We start from the raw sequence: 16,255 nt of genomic DNA, 5'->3' as shown, positions 1-16,255 counted from the left end.
CTCGTGCGTAGCCTGGCGATATGAGTGATTTGGGTGAGATCACCGCGCGGCTCGCGGCGCTGTCCGATGACGAGCTCCTGGCGGTACTCGGCACTGCCACCGCGGGCCGACCTCGGCTCTCGTGGGTGCACACCGCGGTCGTGGAGGCCGCCGGACTCGGCCATATGGGATCCGAGTCGACTGTGAGTCCTGCCACTGTGACGCCGCAGCCGCATGACGAGGAGCCGGGGGCAGGCGCATCCGGGCAGGTCGGAGGCTTTTCTCCGGTACCGGCGGTACCGGTACCGCCGACCGGTATCCCGTCCGGCTCCGAGGTGGGCGGATATTCGTCCGGCGGCGTACCTACTTTTGAGTCAGTTCGCGATAAGGTCGAGCAGCGCTTCGGCACCGCGCAGGGGATGGGCGAACTCGACCGGCAGACTCCTGCGGGCCGCAGCGCCGACGAACAATGGGAGGCGCGCGAGAAAGCGGCGCGCGAGCGTCTGGCTCAGATACGGAAATCGTTGCACGGCAACGATGTCGAATCGAACGATCCGTAAGCTGACCGAGCGCGACGGACTACGAATGTGATGGTGATATTCGATGAGCGAGCCGCGTGAGATCGCCGAACGGCTACTCGATGCCCAAGTGGAATTCCTGCTGGCCGAGGTGAGCGGCGAGCGCTTCACCGAGGTCGTCGTCCGGGATGTGGAATCGGTGCTCGGGGTGGCCGACACCCTGATCTTCCGCGATGTCGTCGGCATCGACGATGCCAAGGAGACGGTCCGCACCGTCATCGATCTCATCGGCGGCAGTCCGGTCATCGCGGATATGGTCGGAGTATTCGCCGACTCGATCTACGACCATATCGCCGCGAACAACGACTACACCCTGGGCCAGGTGGTCGACCGCGAACCGGTCGAGGCGCTGCTGGAGAAGATCTTCGGCATGCATCAGGCGCAGGAGCGGATCCTGGAGCGGCTGACCGAGAGCCCACTGGTCGCCACAGTCGCCGCCAAGTTCGTGGATAAGCTCATCTCCGACTTCATGGAGGCGAATAGGCAGATCGCGGGCAAGATTCCGGGTGTCTCATCGCTGATCTCCATGGGACAGTCGGCGGCCAAGACCGCCAAGAAGGCCACCGAGAGCACCTTCATCGGCGATATGGCGGGCAAGGGTGCGGCATTCGCGCTCAAGCGCACCAACAATGCCATTCGGGAGATGTTGCGCGACGCTCCGGTGCACGATGCCGCGATGGAGTTCTGGGATCTGCACGCCGATGAGCCGGTGAGCGGCCTGCGGGACTATCTGACCCAGAAGGATCTCAACGAACTGGTGCTGCTCTGCTACGAGATCGCGGTGACCACCAGGGAGAAGGAGTATTTCGGGCTGCTCGTGGACGAGTGCGTGGATGTCTTCTTCACCAAGTACGGCGATTTCACGCTGGCCGCGATGCTGCCGGAACTCGGTCTGTCCGGCGACGATATCGCCAAGGAGATCCTGCGGTACGGTCCCGCCGTCATCGAGGGTGCGAAGCGTAATGGCGTGCTGGGCAAGCTGATTCGCGAGCGGCTGGAGCCGTTCTACACCTCGGATGTGGTGCTCGGGATCCTGGGCGACGTCAAGGGCTGAGCCGTCAGCGTGCGAAATGATCGCCGTTGCGGACCTCTTCGACTGTGCGGCCGATCATTTCGCGCAGCGTCGCGGTGACGCGCTGCCGATCGGTCGGCTTCACGATCACGGTGCGACTGCCGAAACTGACGTAGCGGCCGTCATTGTCGAAATCGGTGATCTGGAAGTCCTTGCGGCCCTTGGTATGCCGATTGTCCACGCTGCCGAGCGGATACACCCCGACGTGCACGGTGGCGGTCGTCGGGCGACGGAAGAATTTGTCGAACTCCTCGCGCGCCGTCGGACGCCACGCGTCGCGCACCACGGGCGGCGGCTTCTCCAACTCCTCGATCGGTACCTGCATCGGTTTACCCTGTCCCGGACGGGATTCCGGCAACACGTCGACCACGGCCGGGGCCAGATCGTCGGCCGATAGGAACAGCAGGTCCACATCCCCGCCATGCTGGTGCTCGGGTCCCGGCTCTTGAATCGCCAGTGCGCCGTGCTGGAAATGCACGCCGCCGTGCGCGCGGATCTTGCGCTCGTTGCGCGGACCGCGGAAGCCCGCCACCTCCACCCGCGCCTCCGGCGCCAGCAGCACCTCGACGGCGCGCACCAGATCCTCGTCCAGTTGTGGCACCACCACCTGGGCCGCGGCCCGACGCAGCCGATCCGAATCCTCCTGGAAGACCTCGGTGGAACGATGTCGCAGCGGATAGGGGAGCACATCCCGTCCGGTCGATTCCCAGAGCACTCGGAATTCGAGCGCGGTAAAACGCCACCGCCGCGCGGTTGTCATGCGGTCTTCCTGTCTGCCGGTGCTCATTCGCCGATGACCGGCGGGACCGTCTTCGGTGCATCGGCGAGCCCGGTGAGTTCTTCGCCGTTCTGCTGGTTGATCAAGTAGTCGGGAACACCCTTGGTGGACTCGTTTTCGTCCTTGCCGCCGCGATTGCCAGGGGAACCCATGCCGGACATGCCATTGCGACCTGTGGTGGCAGCGGTGGTAGAGGCCGCGGTAGTGGGCGTGGCGGAGCCGGTCGGTGTTCCGGAGACGGTTCGGCCCGGGGACTGCGCGGTCGATCCGGGGGTGCCGCTCGGGCTGCCCGAGTGGGTGGGCGAACCCGTGCTGGTCGGTGTTGTCGCCGACGACGGGTTGGTCGCGGTGGTGTCCGGCTTGGTCGTGGTCGGCTCGATGCTGGTGGTGCTCGGCGTCGTCGAACCATCCGTCGACTGGGTGCTCGACGGATCGGTGGACGGACTCTCCTCGGTGCTCGTGGGTTCTTGTTTCGGCTGGCTGCCGCCGGGGGTGGAGCCGGGCTGGCTGCCGCCGGGGCTGTAACCCGGCCCGGTGTTGGGGGTTTCGCCCGGCTTCGCGGTCGGGTTATCGGGTTTCGGGATGACCGGAACGTTGGTGTCGGTCTCCTCGATTACCGGGGCGTATACAGTGCGCAGCACACGGACCGCTTCCGCGTGTGCGGTGCTCTCGGCCTCGTCGTTATCGCGCCAACCGCGGCCCGCGATCCAATGCCTGGCGTTCTCGACATTCGACCGGAGCTCGGGAGCATGCGGCACAAGGGCTTTCGTCGGTTCCAGACCGGTCTCGAGCTCGGCGACCTTACTGCCGGTCAGCTTGGCGGCGTTGGCGAGCTGCAAAGCCTGCGTGCTGTAGTCACCCACCGCCTTGGCTACCGCATTGCGCGACGCGCCCTTCCAGATGCTTTCGTCGGTCGCGCGCTTCATCGCCTCGTTGAAGGTATTCAACGAGGTTTCGGCGCGTTTGCCGATTTCATTCCATGCGGTCGCGAGATTGCCGACGGCGGTGAGATCGATCTTGTCGACCTTTTCGCGCAGCTGCGAGGTGGACGGGGTATCGAAGTCGTCGCGGGATTTGACCGAACGCGGTCGGAAATCGCCTTGGAAGCCGATGCCATTGGCGGTGCTGCGGACGCCGTCACGCTGCTGATTGAATTTGGTCTGCACTGCGGCGGGGTCGACGCCGGGTTTGCGTTCGTCGCCCGCGATCCAGTCGGTGAGGCTTTCCAGCATTGCGGAGCCGAGATCGCCTGCGCTCCAGTTGAACATGCCGAATCCCATGGTGTCAGCCGCCTAGTGATTCGGTGTTGGTGTTGAAGTTGACGGAGTTGGTCACGTCCTGGCCGGTAATGCGTTTGATGGAGAGGGCCATGATTTGGCCCATATCTTTGACGACCTCGATATGGTCCAGGATTATCTTGTCGATCGAGTTGTCCTCGCCGGTGGCTTGGCCCTTGAACATTTTGACGAGGTCGTTGGCCATGTTGAAATCGCCGAAGCCGGAGACTCTTTGCGCCGCCTGCGCCTGAATCAGCATGTCCTGAAGATCGCTGAGTCGTTGGTCGCAAGCCGTAAGGCATTGCCGCGCTGCTTCTTCGCTGTCCAAGTACAGTTCGCCGGACCGCGCTTGATCAGCAAATCGTGTCCATTGCGCGACATCGGATTGGCTCATTGACAGTCTTCCCCCTCGGAGTTACTTCGGTAGCACCGGCACTATGGCCGCACCGGCCTGCTGCAGCAGGCCGCACGGTGGCGCGGGATGGTCGAGCACCGGATTGTTGATCAGAGTGAGCTCGAAGATGCCTTGGGACGCGGGGAAGACGACATCGCACATCAGGTCATGGGACGCACCTTCGACACGGAACTGACGGCCCTGCCGTCCGGCGATCGTCACATCCTGGAACTCGACGTTTCCCTGCTTCTGTTCGATCTCCTGCACAGTTCGGGCGCTGGAGAAGACTCCGAGGGAGTACTTCGAACCCTTCCAGTTGCAGATCTCCCATCCGGATTGGTGTACGCCTGCCACGCCGCTCTCTTTGGCGGAGGGGTTCAGGCCCGCCGCCGTCAGCGCGCTATCCGGAATTCCGGTGCACGGATCGAACAACTTCACAGGAGCAGCGCTCGTTCCGCTGCTCGGCGTCGCATCTCCGCTCTTGGACGTCCCACACGCGACCAACCCCGGCAGCACAGCCGCCGTGAGCAGCATCAACTTCAATCGGTGCGCCATCCCCACCCTCTCGACCTGCGGCTATCCGGAGATCATGACCATATCAAACGATATGCGGAGCATCGCTGGTCGCGATGGGAAGTGGGAGCGAAGGATTCGGCCGGAATCGTGCACAGTGAATCCTCGGCACAGCTGTCTGCGACGGCCGTCACGTCACACTGTCCGGCGACATGATGTGAGCGGATCGACACCGCGAAAACAGTGGATTACCAGCATGTATACAAATGTGCTCTGTGACCGTTTTGTCCGGTTTTCGCGTTGACAGCGACCTGCCCCTGCAGCAGGCTGCTGCGTGACTTTCCGTGCGCTCGCCGTGGAGCTGTCACGGCTTGGCAATCGGAGGAGCAGGGTGGTGCGTTTACGTCAACGGTCGGAAAAACCCGGTGGCACAACGGATATGACTGCCGACTCCAGAAGTGAACGCCAGGTTGCCGGAAGCAGAATAATGCGACCGCGCACGATTCGGGGGCAATTGGCCCGAATCCTCGTCGTCTCATTGGTTTTGGTACTGGCGCTGCTCGGCGTGACGGTCGCCCGGGAGGTCAAGGCCTTCCGAGACAGTGGTGACACCGTGCACGCGGTCTCGCTCGCACTGGCCGTCCAGGATCTGGTGCAGGAGGCACAGCGCGAACGCGGGCTCAGCAATGGTCTGCTGGGCGGCGATGCCCGGCTGGTGCAGACCGTGGCGGATCAGCGGGTCGAAACGAATCGCGCGCTGGCCGCACTCGAGAAGGCCGCGGACGGGAACGCGCCGGGCACGGCCCAGGTGCGTTCGGCGATCGGCCAATTCGACGCGCTGGATGCGACCCGTTCGCAGATCGATGCCCGCCGCACCAGCAGGCAGGCCGCGTTTCAGTTCTATACCGACGGCATTTCCGCACTGAATCGTCTGACGCTCGGGCTCGATCAGGCGCGCGACGCCGAGGTTCGCCATGGCCTCGAGGCGCTGTACGCCCTCGGCGAGGCCAAGGAGCAGACGGCCAAGGAACGTGGATTCCTCAATGGCGTCTTCGCCGCCGACGAGTTCCGCAGTGGCGAGTATGTCGAATTCCTCGATATCCGTGCCGCCAAGATGGCCGGTCTGACCGCCTTCGCGCGCGACGCGACCGCGGCACAGCAGGCCGAGCTCGATGCGGCGCTGCGCAGCGAGAATGCCGTCAACGCAGGCGAATCGGAGCGGATCGCGATCGCGTCGAGCAACGGTCCGCTGGTGCGTTCGGTGGATCCGAGCACCTGGTGGGCGCAGATGACGGCGGTCATCGATGAGCAGCGCACGGTCCAGCAGGCGGTCGGTGACGATGTGCAGCGGCGTGCGGCGGCGCTGCGCCGGGATGCGTTCTTGACCCTCGGCGGCTTCCTGCTCGCTGCGCTGATCGCCGTTGCCGCCGAGGTAGCGCTGGTCTTCACCAGCGTGCGCGCCATCGTGCGTCCGCTCGCCGCGTTGGCGGCGGAGGCGGATGATGTCGCCAATCACCGGCTGCCCGGGGTGATCGCGGCCTGGCGGGAATCCGATGACACTCAACCCGATCCGCCTGCGCCGGTGCGGACACCGCGCGGCGCGAGTGTCGAAATCGCCGCGGTGGCGGGGGCATTGGATGGTGTGCAGACTACCGCTTTCGAATTGGCTTCGGAGCAGGCGCTGGTCCGCCGCAATACCACCGAGTCGATGGCGAATCTGGCGCGGCGCAACCAGAATCTGGTTCGCCGTCAGCTCGGCCTGATCAGTGAATTCGAACGCGAGGAACTCGATCCCAAGGCGCTGTCCAATCTGTTCGAACTCGATCACCTCGCTACCCGCATGCGGCGCAATGCCGAAAGTCTGCTGGTGCTGGTGGGTGCGGGAAGCCCGCGGCGCTGGGCCGAGCCGATTCCGCTCACCGATGTGATTCGGGCCGGGTTGTCGGAGGTCGACGACTATCGCCGGGTGGTGCTGCGGCGGGTGGACGATATCGCGATCACCGGCGCGGTTGTCACTGATCTCGCGCATATGCTTGCCGAGCTCATCGAGAACGGATTGGCCTTCTCTCCACCGGATATGGAGGTGGAGATCTACGGACGCAAGCTGCCGACCGGATATCTGCTCGCGGTGGTTGATCACGGTGTCGGGATGCCGGTGGAGCAGTTGGACGAGGCGAATGCCCGGCTGCGCGGCGAGACCGATTTCGTCGTCGCGCCGACGCGGTACCTGGGGCATTACGTGGTCGGCCGGTTGGCGCGGCGGCTCGGGATCGATGTCGAGTTGAATGTGTCGCCGGTGAGCGGGATCGTCGCGCGGCTGCTGTTGCCCGCGGGAATCATCGCGGGAGAGAAAGATCGGCGCGCACCCGCGGCGCGAGAGCGGAGCGATTCGGCTGCGGTGGCCGGTGCGCAAGGGCAGGTCGAGTCGGCTGCGACCGGTGTCCTCCCGGCTTTGGGGGGATCTCCCGTGAGCGAAGCTGTTTCGCCGAGACCGATGCTCGGCAGGCCGCGGCACAGTGCTCCGGCTGATGGGGCTCGGGCGCCTGGCGCTCCGGTCAACGGCGCTCGGATAGCTGGTGCCTCGGTCAACGGTGCCCCGGTGCTGGGCGCTCTGGTCAACGGTGCCCCAATCGATGACGCGGTGGTAGGTGGCGGCTCCATGCCTCATGCCCCGCTCGCCGATGCTCCAGTGCCCGATGCTTCGGCGCTCGGCACTGCGGTATCCGGTGCGCTGACCCGTGATGCGCGGACGAACGGCGCATCCGACCCCGACGGCACCGCGCCTCGGCCACCACGGTCCGGTGGACCCGCGCATTCCCGACCGGGCTTCGCCGCATCGGCACCCGCGCCATTCGCCCAATTCCTTTCCACGCCGGTCGGTTCCGATGACAATGCCGAATCCATCGGTACCGGGATCGATGGATTCGTATTCACACGCGACGGGAGCAGTGGATCGCTGACCAGTCTGCCCGGCGCTACCGGAACTGATGGTGCCAGCCGATCCCTGAACTGCGTGCCCACAGTCAACGGATCCGGTGCCGATCGCCCCATCGACGGCATAACCGCATTCCAGGGTTCACAGCCCGCTTTACCGTCTTCGGCCAGCGGATCGCTATGGCAGGTTCCCGAAACGGTAACAGCGGCAGCGGAATCCGATGCTGCGCCGACGGCGGTGCAGCGCACAAGGAACGGATTGGTCAAGCGCAACAAGCGAGCACGTCCAGCGGACATCGGAAGTGACAGCGCGCCGAAGGCTCCTGAGCCGCCGAGTGCTCCGGTAGCGGATCGCTCACCGGCCGAAACTCGCAGCATGCTCTCGTCCTTCCGGGCCGGACATGAGCGCGGCGCTCTCACCTCGCCACGAACGGGGACGCCCGAAAATATCCCGCGCGCCACGGATTTGGCGCAAACCTCGGCTTCAACCACCACCGCAGAGGAGACTCGATGACCACCCACATACAGGCTGCGGACCCGCACACCTTCAACTGGATGCTGGCCAATTTCGTCCGCAATACCGATGGCGTCCGCGATACCGTCGCCGTTTCCTCCGACGGCCTGCTCATCGCCATGTCGGAGGGCCTGGACCGTACCGGTGCGGACCGATTGGCGGCCATGGTTTCGGGACTGTCCAGCCTGGCCCGAAGTGCCTCGCGCAGTTACGCATTCGATGGACTGAAGCTGATCATGATCGAGATGAAGCGCGGCTTCCTGCTGGTCTCCGCCCTCGGTGACGGCAGCTGCCTGGGGGTCATCGCCGACGGCGGTTGCGATGTCGGTCTCGTGGGCTACGAGATGGCGGTGCTGGCCGAACGGGCCGGTGCGCTGCTGGACCCGGCGCTCATTTCGGAATTGCGAGAGTCGTTGCGCCGATGAGAGATCCATACCGGCTGCGGTTGCCGGACCCGCGGATGATCCCGGTCAACCAAACTTTCGGCTGGCTCGTGGCCGGTCGGTCGCCGAAAGACAGTCCGGACGAACGGGGCCTCGATGACCGATTCGTGCGCCCGTTCGTCGTCACGGCGGGACGCACCACGCCATTGATCGACGGGCTGCGCATCGAAACACTGGTGCGGGCGCTGCCCGCCGCGCTGTCCGCGCCGCTGCACTTCGAACAGCGCACCGTCGTTCGGCTGTGCCAGCAGCCGCATTCCATCGCCGAAATCGGGACGGCGCTGCACGTTCCGGTGGGCGTCGCGAAGGTGATCGTCAGTGATCTCGCGGCCGCCGGGCACGTTTCGGTCCGGGACGCCCCGGAACTTTCCACCGCAGCCATCGAGAGGATCAGGGACCTTGTACGGGCACTCTGAATATCGGACACCACCGGCCGAGCGGTCGATGCCCTCGTCGGTCAAGATCGTGATCAGCGGCGGATTCGGTGTCGGCAAAACAACATTCATCAGCGCGATCTCCGAAATCGAACCGCTGGTGACCGAGGCGGCGATGACCGAGGTCGCCATAGGCGTGGACGATCCGGGGCGGCGCGCGGATAAGACCGAGACCACCGTCGCTCTGGACTTCGGCCGCATCACCCTCGACAGCTCGCTGATCCTGTACCTGTTCGGCACTCCCGGCCAGGACCGCTTCGTCTTCCTGTGGGACGACTTGGTCGACGGCGCGCTCGGCGCGGTGATCGTGGTGGACACGGGCCGGGTCGAGGACTGCTATCCGGTGCTCGACTACTTCGAAGAGCACAACACGCCATTCGTGGTGGTGGTCAACCGATTCGAACAGGGCGAGCACTTCGAACTCGACGAGGTCCGTGAGGCACTCGAGCTCGACGAGTGGATCCCCATCCTGGAATGTGATGCGCGAGACCGGGGATCGGTAAAAGAGGTGCTTGTCGCACTGCTCGAACAGGTGCTCGTCCAGCGCCTGTCCGCACCGCGCAGGCAACCCAGCGAGGTCGGCTGACCGTAGCCTGGCGCCCGTGGGCGAGCAAAAGGAACGGATGCTGCGCGGCGATTTGTACCGGGACAGCGATCCGGAGTTGGTGGCCGAGCGGATCCGGGCACAGCGGTTGTGCGACGAGTTCAACCGCACCGGCCCGGAGGAAACCGAGCGGCGCGATGCGGTGCTGCGGGAGTTGCTCGGCACGCTGGGCGATGGGCCTGGAGAACCCAGGGATGAACCCGAACGAGGCCGCCGAGGCCAGGCTGGCGAGCGGTGCGCAGGGCACCCTGATCTTCACCACCGAGGCCGTCGACGACACCTTCGCCCGGCTGCGCGACGCCGGTGTCGATGTCGATCAGGAGCCGATCACCCAGCCGTACGGCGTCCGCGACTGCGGTTTCCGCGATCCGTGGGGCAACCACCTGCGGTTCTCCCAGCTGCTCGGCTGATTCGCCGCGAACCGCCCGAGGCGAATGTCACCGCCAACCGGGTCGCACCTGGCACTAGGGTCGAATCATGACCCAAGCGCGGATCGAGACGGAACAGGATGCGACCCGGCCACTGCGCGATGACATCCGCTTCCTCGGCGGCGTCCTCGGCGACACCATCCGCGATCACGAGGGCCCCGAGGTCTTCGACCTGATCGAGCGGGTGCGGATCGAGGCGTTCCGGGTGCGGCGCGAGGAGGTCGAGCGCAGCGCGGTGGCGGAGATGCTGGACGGCGTCGAGATCGCGGTCGCGCTGCCGTTGATCCGCGCGTTCACCTATTTCGTGCTGCTGGCGAATCTGGCTGAGGATATCCAGCGCGATCGGCGGCGCGCGGCGCATGAGGCGGCGGGGGAGCCGCCGCAGGATTCCTCATTGGCGGCGACCTACCGCAAACTGGACGCGGCGGCCCTGGACGGCGCCGAGGTCGCCGATCTGCTCGCCGACGCCCTGGTGTCGCCGGTGATCACCGCACATCCGACCGAAACCCGGCGCCGCACCGTCTTCGATGTGCAGACCCGCATTACCGAGTTGATGCGATTGCGGCAGCGCTATACCGAAACCGAGCGGGCGCGTGCGGACCTGGAGCTGCGGATCCGCCGCCAGGTGCTCTCGCTGTGGCGTACCGCGCTGATTCGATTGCAGCGCCTGCGGATTCAGGACGAGATCTCGGTCGGACTGCGCTACTACGACATCACGCTGTTCGACGTTATTCCGGCGATCAACGCGGAAGTTCGGGCGGCGCTGCGGTCCCGGTGGCCGGGCGCGGAATTGCTGCCGCGGCCGATCCTGCGCCCCGGCTCCTGGATCGGCGGCGATCGTGACGGAAACCCCTATGTGACAGCGGATGTCGTGCGTCAGGCGGCATCGCAGGCGTCGGCCGTCGCGTTCGGACGGTATCTGCACGAGCTGGTGGAGCTGGAGAAGTCACTGTCGCAATCGGCGCGGCTGGTGCTGGTGACACCGGAGGTGGCCGCACTGGCCGAGGCCGGTTATCCCGATCCCGCGACGCATTCCGATGAACCGTATCGCCGTGCGCTGCACCGGATTCGGGCGCGACTGTCGGCGTCGGCACTTGCCGCGCTCGGTGAATTGCCCGCGGACGGCCGGGATATGGGTGCACCGGCATACGCGACCCCGCAGGCGGTACTCGACGATCTGGACGCTGTGGACGTCTCGATGCGGGCCAGCGGTGACGGTCTGCTCGCCGACGACCGGCTGGCCGCATTGCGATATGCCGTCGAGACATTCGGATTTCACCTGCAGGGCCTGGATATGCGCCAGAACTCGGAGGTGCACGAACAGGTCGTCACCGAGTTGCTGGCGTGGGCGGGTGTACATCAGGACTACGCGAGTCTCGCCGAGCCGGAGCGGGTGGAACTGCTCGCCGCCGAGTTGCGTACCCGTCGTCCGCTGCTCGGCCCGCATGCGCGGCTCAGTGAACTCGCTGCCAAGGAGCTCGATATCGTCCGTGCCGCACGGGATGTCGTCGTCATCTTCGGCGTCGAGGCGGTGCCGAACTACATCATCAGCATGTGCACCTCGGTCAGCGACATGCTGGAGGCGGCGCTGCTGTTGAAGGAGGGCGGGCTGCTCGATCCCGGTGAGCCCGATGGGCCGCCGAGCTGCCCGGTGAATATCGTGCCGCTGTTCGAGACCATCGAGGATCTGGGTGCCGGTGCGGCGACCCTGTCCGCGGTGCTGGATGTCCCGGTGTATCGAGAGCTGGTGGCTGCCAAGGGAATGCGGCAGGAGGTAATGCTCGGATACTCCGATTCCAACAAGGACGGTGGGTATCTGGCCGCGAACTGGGCGCTCTACCGGGCGGAGCTGGATCTGGTCGAGGTAGCGCGCAAGACCGGAATTCGCCTGCGGCTGTTCCACGGTCGCGGTGGCACGGTCGGTCGTGGTGGCGGGCGCAGCTATGACGCCATTCTCGCCCAGCCCGTCGGCGCCGTGCGTGGCTCGCTGCGGTTGACCGAGCAGGGTGAGGTGATCGCGGCCAAATACGCGGAATCCGGTGCGGCGCATCGTAATCTGGAGTCGTTGATCGCGGGCACTCTGGAGTCGACGCTGCTCGATGTGGAGGGGCTCGGTCCCGATGCCGAGCCGTCCTATGACCTCATGGACGATCTGGCGGCGCGCGCACGCGCGGCCTATGCGCGGCTCGTACACGAAACACCGGGATTCGTCGAGTATTTCCGGCAGTCCACGCCGGTCGCCGAGGTCGGCGATCTGAATATCGGCAGTCGTCCCGCCTCCCGCAAGCCGACGAATTCGGTGAACGATCTGCGGGCCATTCCGTGGGTGATGTCGTGGAGTCAGGCCCGCGTCATGCTGCCGGGCTGGTACGGGACCGGTGCGGCGCTGGAGGAGTGGGTCGGCGGCGACCCCAACCGCTTGGCGATTCTGTCGGACCTCTATCGCCGCTGGCCGTTCTTCCGGACGGTGCTGTCGAATCTGGCCCAGGTCATGGCCAAGAGCGACCTGGATATCGCGGCCAGGTACGCCGATCTCGTCGATGATGTGGCGTTGCGCGAGCAGATCTTCGGGATGATCCGTGACGAGCACGCCCGCACCATCCGCATGCACGCCGCGATCACCGGCAATGATCACCTGCTCGCCGACAACCCGTCACTGGCGGAATCGATCCACAACCGCTTCCCGTACCTGGAGCCGCTGAACCAGATGCAGGTCGAGTTGCTGCGCCGGCTGCGGGCGGGCGACGATTCCGAACTCGTCAAACGCGGCATCCTGCTGACCATGAACGGACTCGCCACCGCGCTGCGCAACTCCGGCTAGTGTCCTGCGCCAGGAATTCGGTGAAGATATGAGGCGAGTCGATCCAGGATTTCATCGGCGGTCTTGGTCCAGGTGAATGGTTTCGGGTTCTCGTTCCAGTGGACGATCCAGTCGCGGATGTCGCGTTCGAGGGCCTGGACCGACCGGTGGGAGCTGCGGCGAAGTTTCTTGTCGGTGAGCAGCCCGAACCAGCGTTCGACCTCGTTGAGCCACGACGAGTAGGTGGGTGTGAAGTGCATGTGGAAACGCGGGTGCGCGGCAAGCCATTTCGCGACGATGGGGGCTTTGTGAGTGCTGTAGTTATCGCAGATCAGGTGCACGTCGAGGTCGTCTGGGACTTGTTTGTCGAGCTTGGTGAGGAACTTCTTGAACTCGGCGGCGCGGTGACGGCGATGGATCGACCCGATCACCTCGCCGGTGGCCACGTTCAACGCGGCGAACAAGGTGGTGATCCCGTGACGGATGTAGTCGTGGGTGCGCCGCTCGGGCATGCCCGGCATCATCGGCAGTACCGGCGCGGACCGATCCAACGCTTGGATCTGGGATTTCTCGTCCACACACAACACCAGCGCCCTCTCCGGCGGATCCAGATACAGCCCGACCACATCGCGGACCTTGTCGATGAACTGTGGATCATTGCTGATCTTGAACTCGTCGACCCGATGCGGTTTGAGCTCGAACGCTTTCCAGATCCGCCCGATCGTGGACTTGCTCAACCCGACCTCTTCGGACATCGACGCCCTCGACCAGTGCGTGGCGTCGACCGGCTGCCGCTCCAGCGTCGCCACCAGCACCGCCTCGACCTGCTCATCGGTGATCGTGCGCGGTGCACCCGGGCGAGGCTCATCGACCAGTCCCTCCAGCCGCCGCGCCACGAACCGGTTACGCCACTTGCCCACCGTCTGCGGCCAGATCCCCAGATCCGAGGCCACTTCCTTATTGGATTTGCCTGCCGCGCAACCCAATACGATCCGGCACCGCTGCGCCAGCGCTTGCGACGACTTCGCCCGACGTGCCCACCGCTGCAGCGTCTCGCGCTCATCGTCAGTCAGAATCAACTCGGCCACCGGCCTGCCCACACGCGCCACCGGCCGAACCTACCATTCTTCAACGGATCTCAGGCGCGGGACACTAGTTAGGCCGACACGATGGCGACCGCATCGATCTCGACCAGCATTTCCTCCCGCGGCAGGCCGGTGAATACCGTGGTGCGGCTCGGCAATACGTCGCCGGTGGTGTTGGCGGTGACGAACTCGCCGTAGGCGTCGTTCATGACGGCGAAGTCCTCGCGCTTGGTCAGGTAGACGCGCAGCATCACCACATCGTCGAAGGTGGCGCCGCTCGCCTCGACGATCGCCTTGACATTCTGCAGCGTCCGAATCGTCTGGGCGGCAACGTCGCCGGGGAAGAGGTACTCATTGGTCGCCGGGTCGACCGGACCCTGGCCCGAGACCTGCACGAACGGGCCCTTGCGCACGCCCTGGGAGAAGGTGTGCGCGGGTGCGGGGGCGTCGGTGGTACGGACGGCGATCTTCTCACTCATGAGTGGCCTTTCAGTGGGTTGCGGCCGGGAGTCCAGCCGAGTTCGGCGGAAATGGCATCGGCCGCCGCGCGGACCCGCGGCAGTTCGGCCAACACCTGGTCGTGGTCGAGCAGCATGTCCGGCACCGACATCGAGACCGCTGCGACCACGGTCCCGGTGCCATTGCGCACCGGGACGCCGATGCAGTTGACGAAGCTCTCGTGTTCCTCGTGGTCTTCCGCATAGCCCTGTGTCGCAACGAGTTCCAGCTCTTCCAGATAGCGCTCCGGGGTGCGGATGGTGCGATCGGTGAACTTGCGATAATCGAGGCGCTCGGCGATCGCGAGCCATTCCGTGCGCGGCTGTGCGGCGACGAGTACCTTCCCGACCGCCGTGCAGTGCAGCGGGGCGGGGCGGCCGATGCGGGAATACATGCGCACGCTCTGGATCGCATCGAATTTATCGATGTAGATGGCGTCACCGGATTCGTAGGTGGCGAGGTGAATCGTCTGTCCGGTGGCGGAATTCAATGCGCTCAGGTGCGGGCGGGCGAGGGTGCGAACGTCACGCTGTTCCAAGGCGCGGTTGGCGAGTTCGAAAATCCGGGAGCCGAGGACGTATTGGTGCTGGCTGTCATGGGTGACGAAGCGCTGCGATTCCATGGTCTGCAGCAGCCGCAGCACCGTGGACTTGTGCACGCCGAGTTCACCGGCCAGCTGATCGAGCGAGCGCGCATCCTCCCCTAGCGACAGCAGGATGGTCAAGGCGCGCAACAAACTCTGGCTCATGACTGCGCCTCGCCAGCGCTCGGCTCCGTGATCGCCATGGGGACTGTGGCTTCGATTCGCTCGCTCATGACGCCACATTCTCTGCTACGACATCTCTGCTGTAATGCACACGCCCCCAGGCGGACTCGTCGAGTGCCGCCAATGCCGCCAGCGCGCCGGGTGAAGGCAATTCCGCGACATCACCGGTGCCGGTCAGTGCGGCGGCGGCACACAGATGCCCGAAGCGCAGCCGCTGCTCCAGCGGGCGTCCATGCAGCAGGGCGGCCAGATACCCGCCCGCGAAGGCATCACCGGCACCGATCCGCTCGGTGATCTCCAGTTCCAGCGCGGGCACTTCGACGCGCTCGGTTCCGGAGAATCCGGTCACCGAATGCTCATTGTTCTTGACCACCAAGTGTTCCGGCTCGGGGAACAGTGCCCGCAAGCGGTCGGCATCGTCGGTGCCGAAGACCGCCTCCGCCTCGTCGGCGCCGAGGAACACCACATCGCAGCCGCGTACATGACGAGCCAGCACCTCAGCGGCCTGCTCGACGCGCCCTGCCCACAGCGCCGGACGGTAATTCAGATCGAAACTGATCAGCTTGCCGCGGCGGGGAAGCGCGACAAGGGTTTCCGTGAGGCGGGTCGCGGATTCCGAGAGCGCGGTGGTTATTCCGGTGAAGTGCACGAGGCCGGTGCGTTCGAGTAGTCCCGCCGCCGCCGTCAGATCGGCGGTGGACAGCGCGCTGGCGGCAGAGCCGGTGCGGTAGTAGAGCATGCGGCTGGCTCCATCGGCCAGATCGGTCGCCTTGCCCGAGCCGCTGCCGCGCTCCTTCACATAGACGGCGGTGGGGCGTGCGGGATCGATGACAACCGCCGACACATCCACGCCGCGTGCCCCGAGGTGTCCGGTGAGATACCGGCCGAATCCGTCATCGCCGACCCGGGAAATCCACCCGGCGTCCACATCGAGCTGAGTGAGCACGGTGGCTACATTCGCCTCGGCGCCGCCCGCGGTTCGCTCGAAGTTCTCCGAGTCCTCCAGCGGACCGGGACGCGCCACCAGCACGGCGAGCCCCTCACCGATGGTCACCGCCCGTGGGCGGCACGACGTAGTAGGCCACGTCACATCGATCTCCCTTCTGCCCTTGCGGCCATCGGCCATCCAGTGCAGAATAACCACACAAAACACGATGT

Annotated in this window: 16 protein-coding genes and 1 pseudogene; 9 read left to right on the top strand and 8 right to left on the bottom strand. The window is 65.3% G+C overall.

Translation table 11 applies throughout. The features are described 5' to 3' along the window. Window positions 1–20: 20 nt before the first annotated feature. Together ACQPZ2_RS31445 and ACQPZ2_RS31440 are read left to right on the top strand one after the other, a co-directional pair. A complete protein-coding gene (locus ACQPZ2_RS31445) occupies window positions 21–539 on the top strand; it encodes a PspA/IM30 family protein (RefSeq protein ID WP_433521769.1) in 519 nt (172 codons plus the stop codon). Between the two features lie 43 nt (window positions 540–582). Then, window positions 583–1,611 (top strand): hypothetical protein, encoded by a 1,029-nt coding sequence (locus ACQPZ2_RS31440; protein WP_433521768.1) that lies wholly within the window; start codon window positions 583–585, stop codon window positions 1,609–1,611. A gap of 4 nt (window positions 1,612–1,615) precedes the next feature. Here the strand turns inward: ACQPZ2_RS31440 and ACQPZ2_RS31435 are convergent, their stop codons facing one another. The 4 genes from ACQPZ2_RS31435 to ACQPZ2_RS31420 are packed head-to-tail and all read right to left on the bottom strand — an operon-like array spanning window position 1,616 to window position 4,612. After that, the gene (locus tag ACQPZ2_RS31435; protein WP_433521767.1) at window positions 1,616–2,389 is read right to left on the bottom strand and encodes an ESX secretion-associated protein EspG; all 774 of its coding nucleotides are present in this window, start codon (window positions 2,387–2,389) and stop codon (window positions 1,616–1,618) included. A gap of 23 nt (window positions 2,390–2,412) precedes the next feature. Next, a complete protein-coding gene (locus tag ACQPZ2_RS31430) occupies window positions 2,413–3,675 on the bottom strand; it encodes a hypothetical protein (RefSeq protein WP_433521766.1) in 1,263 nt (420 codons plus the stop codon). Window positions 3,676–3,691: 16 nt separating this feature from the next. Beyond that, window positions 3,692–4,078: a hypothetical protein gene (locus tag ACQPZ2_RS31425; RefSeq protein ID WP_433521765.1), complete on the bottom strand. Its 387-nt coding sequence runs from the start codon at window positions 4,076–4,078 to the stop codon at window positions 3,692–3,694. Window positions 4,079–4,099: 21 nt separating this feature from the next. Beyond that, a complete protein-coding gene (locus ACQPZ2_RS31420) occupies window positions 4,100–4,612 on the bottom strand; it encodes a DUF3558 domain-containing protein (protein WP_433527570.1) in 513 nt (170 codons plus the stop codon). A 466-nt stretch (window positions 4,613–5,078) separates the two neighbouring features. Here ACQPZ2_RS31420 and ACQPZ2_RS31415 point away from each other — a divergent pair, with 466 nt between their 5' ends. The 7 genes and pseudogenes from ACQPZ2_RS31415 to ppc all read left to right on the top strand — a co-directional run bounded on the left by ACQPZ2_RS31415 (window position 5,079) and on the right by ppc (window position 12,769). Further along, window positions 5,079–8,039: a nitrate- and nitrite sensing domain-containing protein gene (locus ACQPZ2_RS31415; protein WP_433521764.1), complete on the top strand. Its 2,961-nt coding sequence runs from the start codon at window positions 5,079–5,081 to the stop codon at window positions 8,037–8,039. After that, on the top strand, window positions 8,036–8,464 hold the full coding sequence (locus ACQPZ2_RS31410) for a roadblock/LC7 domain-containing protein (protein WP_063045565.1): 429 nt from the start codon (window positions 8,036–8,038) through the stop codon (window positions 8,462–8,464). Before ACQPZ2_RS31415 ends, ACQPZ2_RS31410 begins: the two co-directional genes overlap by 4 nt. After that, window positions 8,461–8,898, top strand: coding sequence for a DUF742 domain-containing protein (locus ACQPZ2_RS31405; RefSeq protein WP_433521763.1), 438 nt, complete (start codon window positions 8,461–8,463; stop codon window positions 8,896–8,898). The genes ACQPZ2_RS31410 and ACQPZ2_RS31405 overlap by 4 nt, the downstream gene beginning before the upstream one ends. A gap of 28 nt (window positions 8,899–8,926) precedes the next feature. Continuing rightward, window positions 8,927–9,502, top strand: a complete 576-nt coding sequence (locus ACQPZ2_RS31400; protein WP_063045567.1) for a GTP-binding protein — start codon at window positions 8,927–8,929, stop codon at window positions 9,500–9,502. Window positions 9,503–9,539: 37 nt separating this feature from the next. After that, window positions 9,540–9,680: pseudogene (locus ACQPZ2_RS31395) on the top strand (maltose acetyltransferase domain-containing protein); the annotation flags it as partial. A 34-nt stretch (window positions 9,681–9,714) separates the two neighbouring features. Further along, window positions 9,715–9,930 carry a VOC family protein gene (locus tag ACQPZ2_RS31390; RefSeq protein ID WP_433521762.1) on the top strand — a complete coding sequence of 72 codons (216 nt, stop codon included), beginning with the start codon at window positions 9,715–9,717 and terminating at the stop codon, window positions 9,928–9,930. A gap of 67 nt (window positions 9,931–9,997) precedes the next feature. Further along, the gene (gene ppc, locus ACQPZ2_RS31385; protein WP_433521761.1) at window positions 9,998–12,769 is read left to right on the top strand and encodes a phosphoenolpyruvate carboxylase; all 2,772 of its coding nucleotides are present in this window, start codon (window positions 9,998–10,000) and stop codon (window positions 12,767–12,769) included. Here the strand turns inward: ppc and ACQPZ2_RS31380 are convergent. From ACQPZ2_RS31380 to ACQPZ2_RS31365, 4 genes are all read right to left on the bottom strand, one after another. Beyond that, window positions 12,766–13,857: an IS630 family transposase gene (locus ACQPZ2_RS31380; RefSeq protein ID WP_433520296.1), complete on the bottom strand. Its 1,092-nt coding sequence runs from the start codon at window positions 13,855–13,857 to the stop codon at window positions 12,766–12,768. The genes ppc and ACQPZ2_RS31380 overlap by 4 nt on opposite strands. A 47-nt stretch (window positions 13,858–13,904) precedes the next feature. Continuing rightward, window positions 13,905–14,312, bottom strand: a complete 408-nt coding sequence (locus ACQPZ2_RS31375) for a RidA family protein (RefSeq protein WP_063045570.1) — start codon at window positions 14,310–14,312, stop codon at window positions 13,905–13,907. Continuing rightward, window positions 14,309–15,079: an IclR family transcriptional regulator gene (locus ACQPZ2_RS31370; protein ID WP_063045571.1), complete on the bottom strand. Its 771-nt coding sequence runs from the start codon at window positions 15,077–15,079 to the stop codon at window positions 14,309–14,311. Before ACQPZ2_RS31370 ends, ACQPZ2_RS31375 begins: the two co-directional genes overlap by 4 nt. A gap of 64 nt (window positions 15,080–15,143) precedes the next feature. Further along, window positions 15,144–16,223: a sugar kinase gene (locus ACQPZ2_RS31365; RefSeq protein ID WP_433521760.1), complete on the bottom strand. Its 1,080-nt coding sequence runs from the start codon at window positions 16,221–16,223 to the stop codon at window positions 15,144–15,146. Window positions 16,224–16,255 lie beyond the last annotated feature (32 nt).

Origin of the sequence: Nocardia pseudovaccinii, from assembly GCF_050942345.1 — a bacterium.
Taxonomy (GTDB): Bacteria; Actinomycetota; Actinomycetes; order Mycobacteriales; family Mycobacteriaceae; genus Nocardia; species Nocardia pseudovaccinii.
This window is presented reverse-complemented; position numbering and strand designations above follow the sequence as displayed.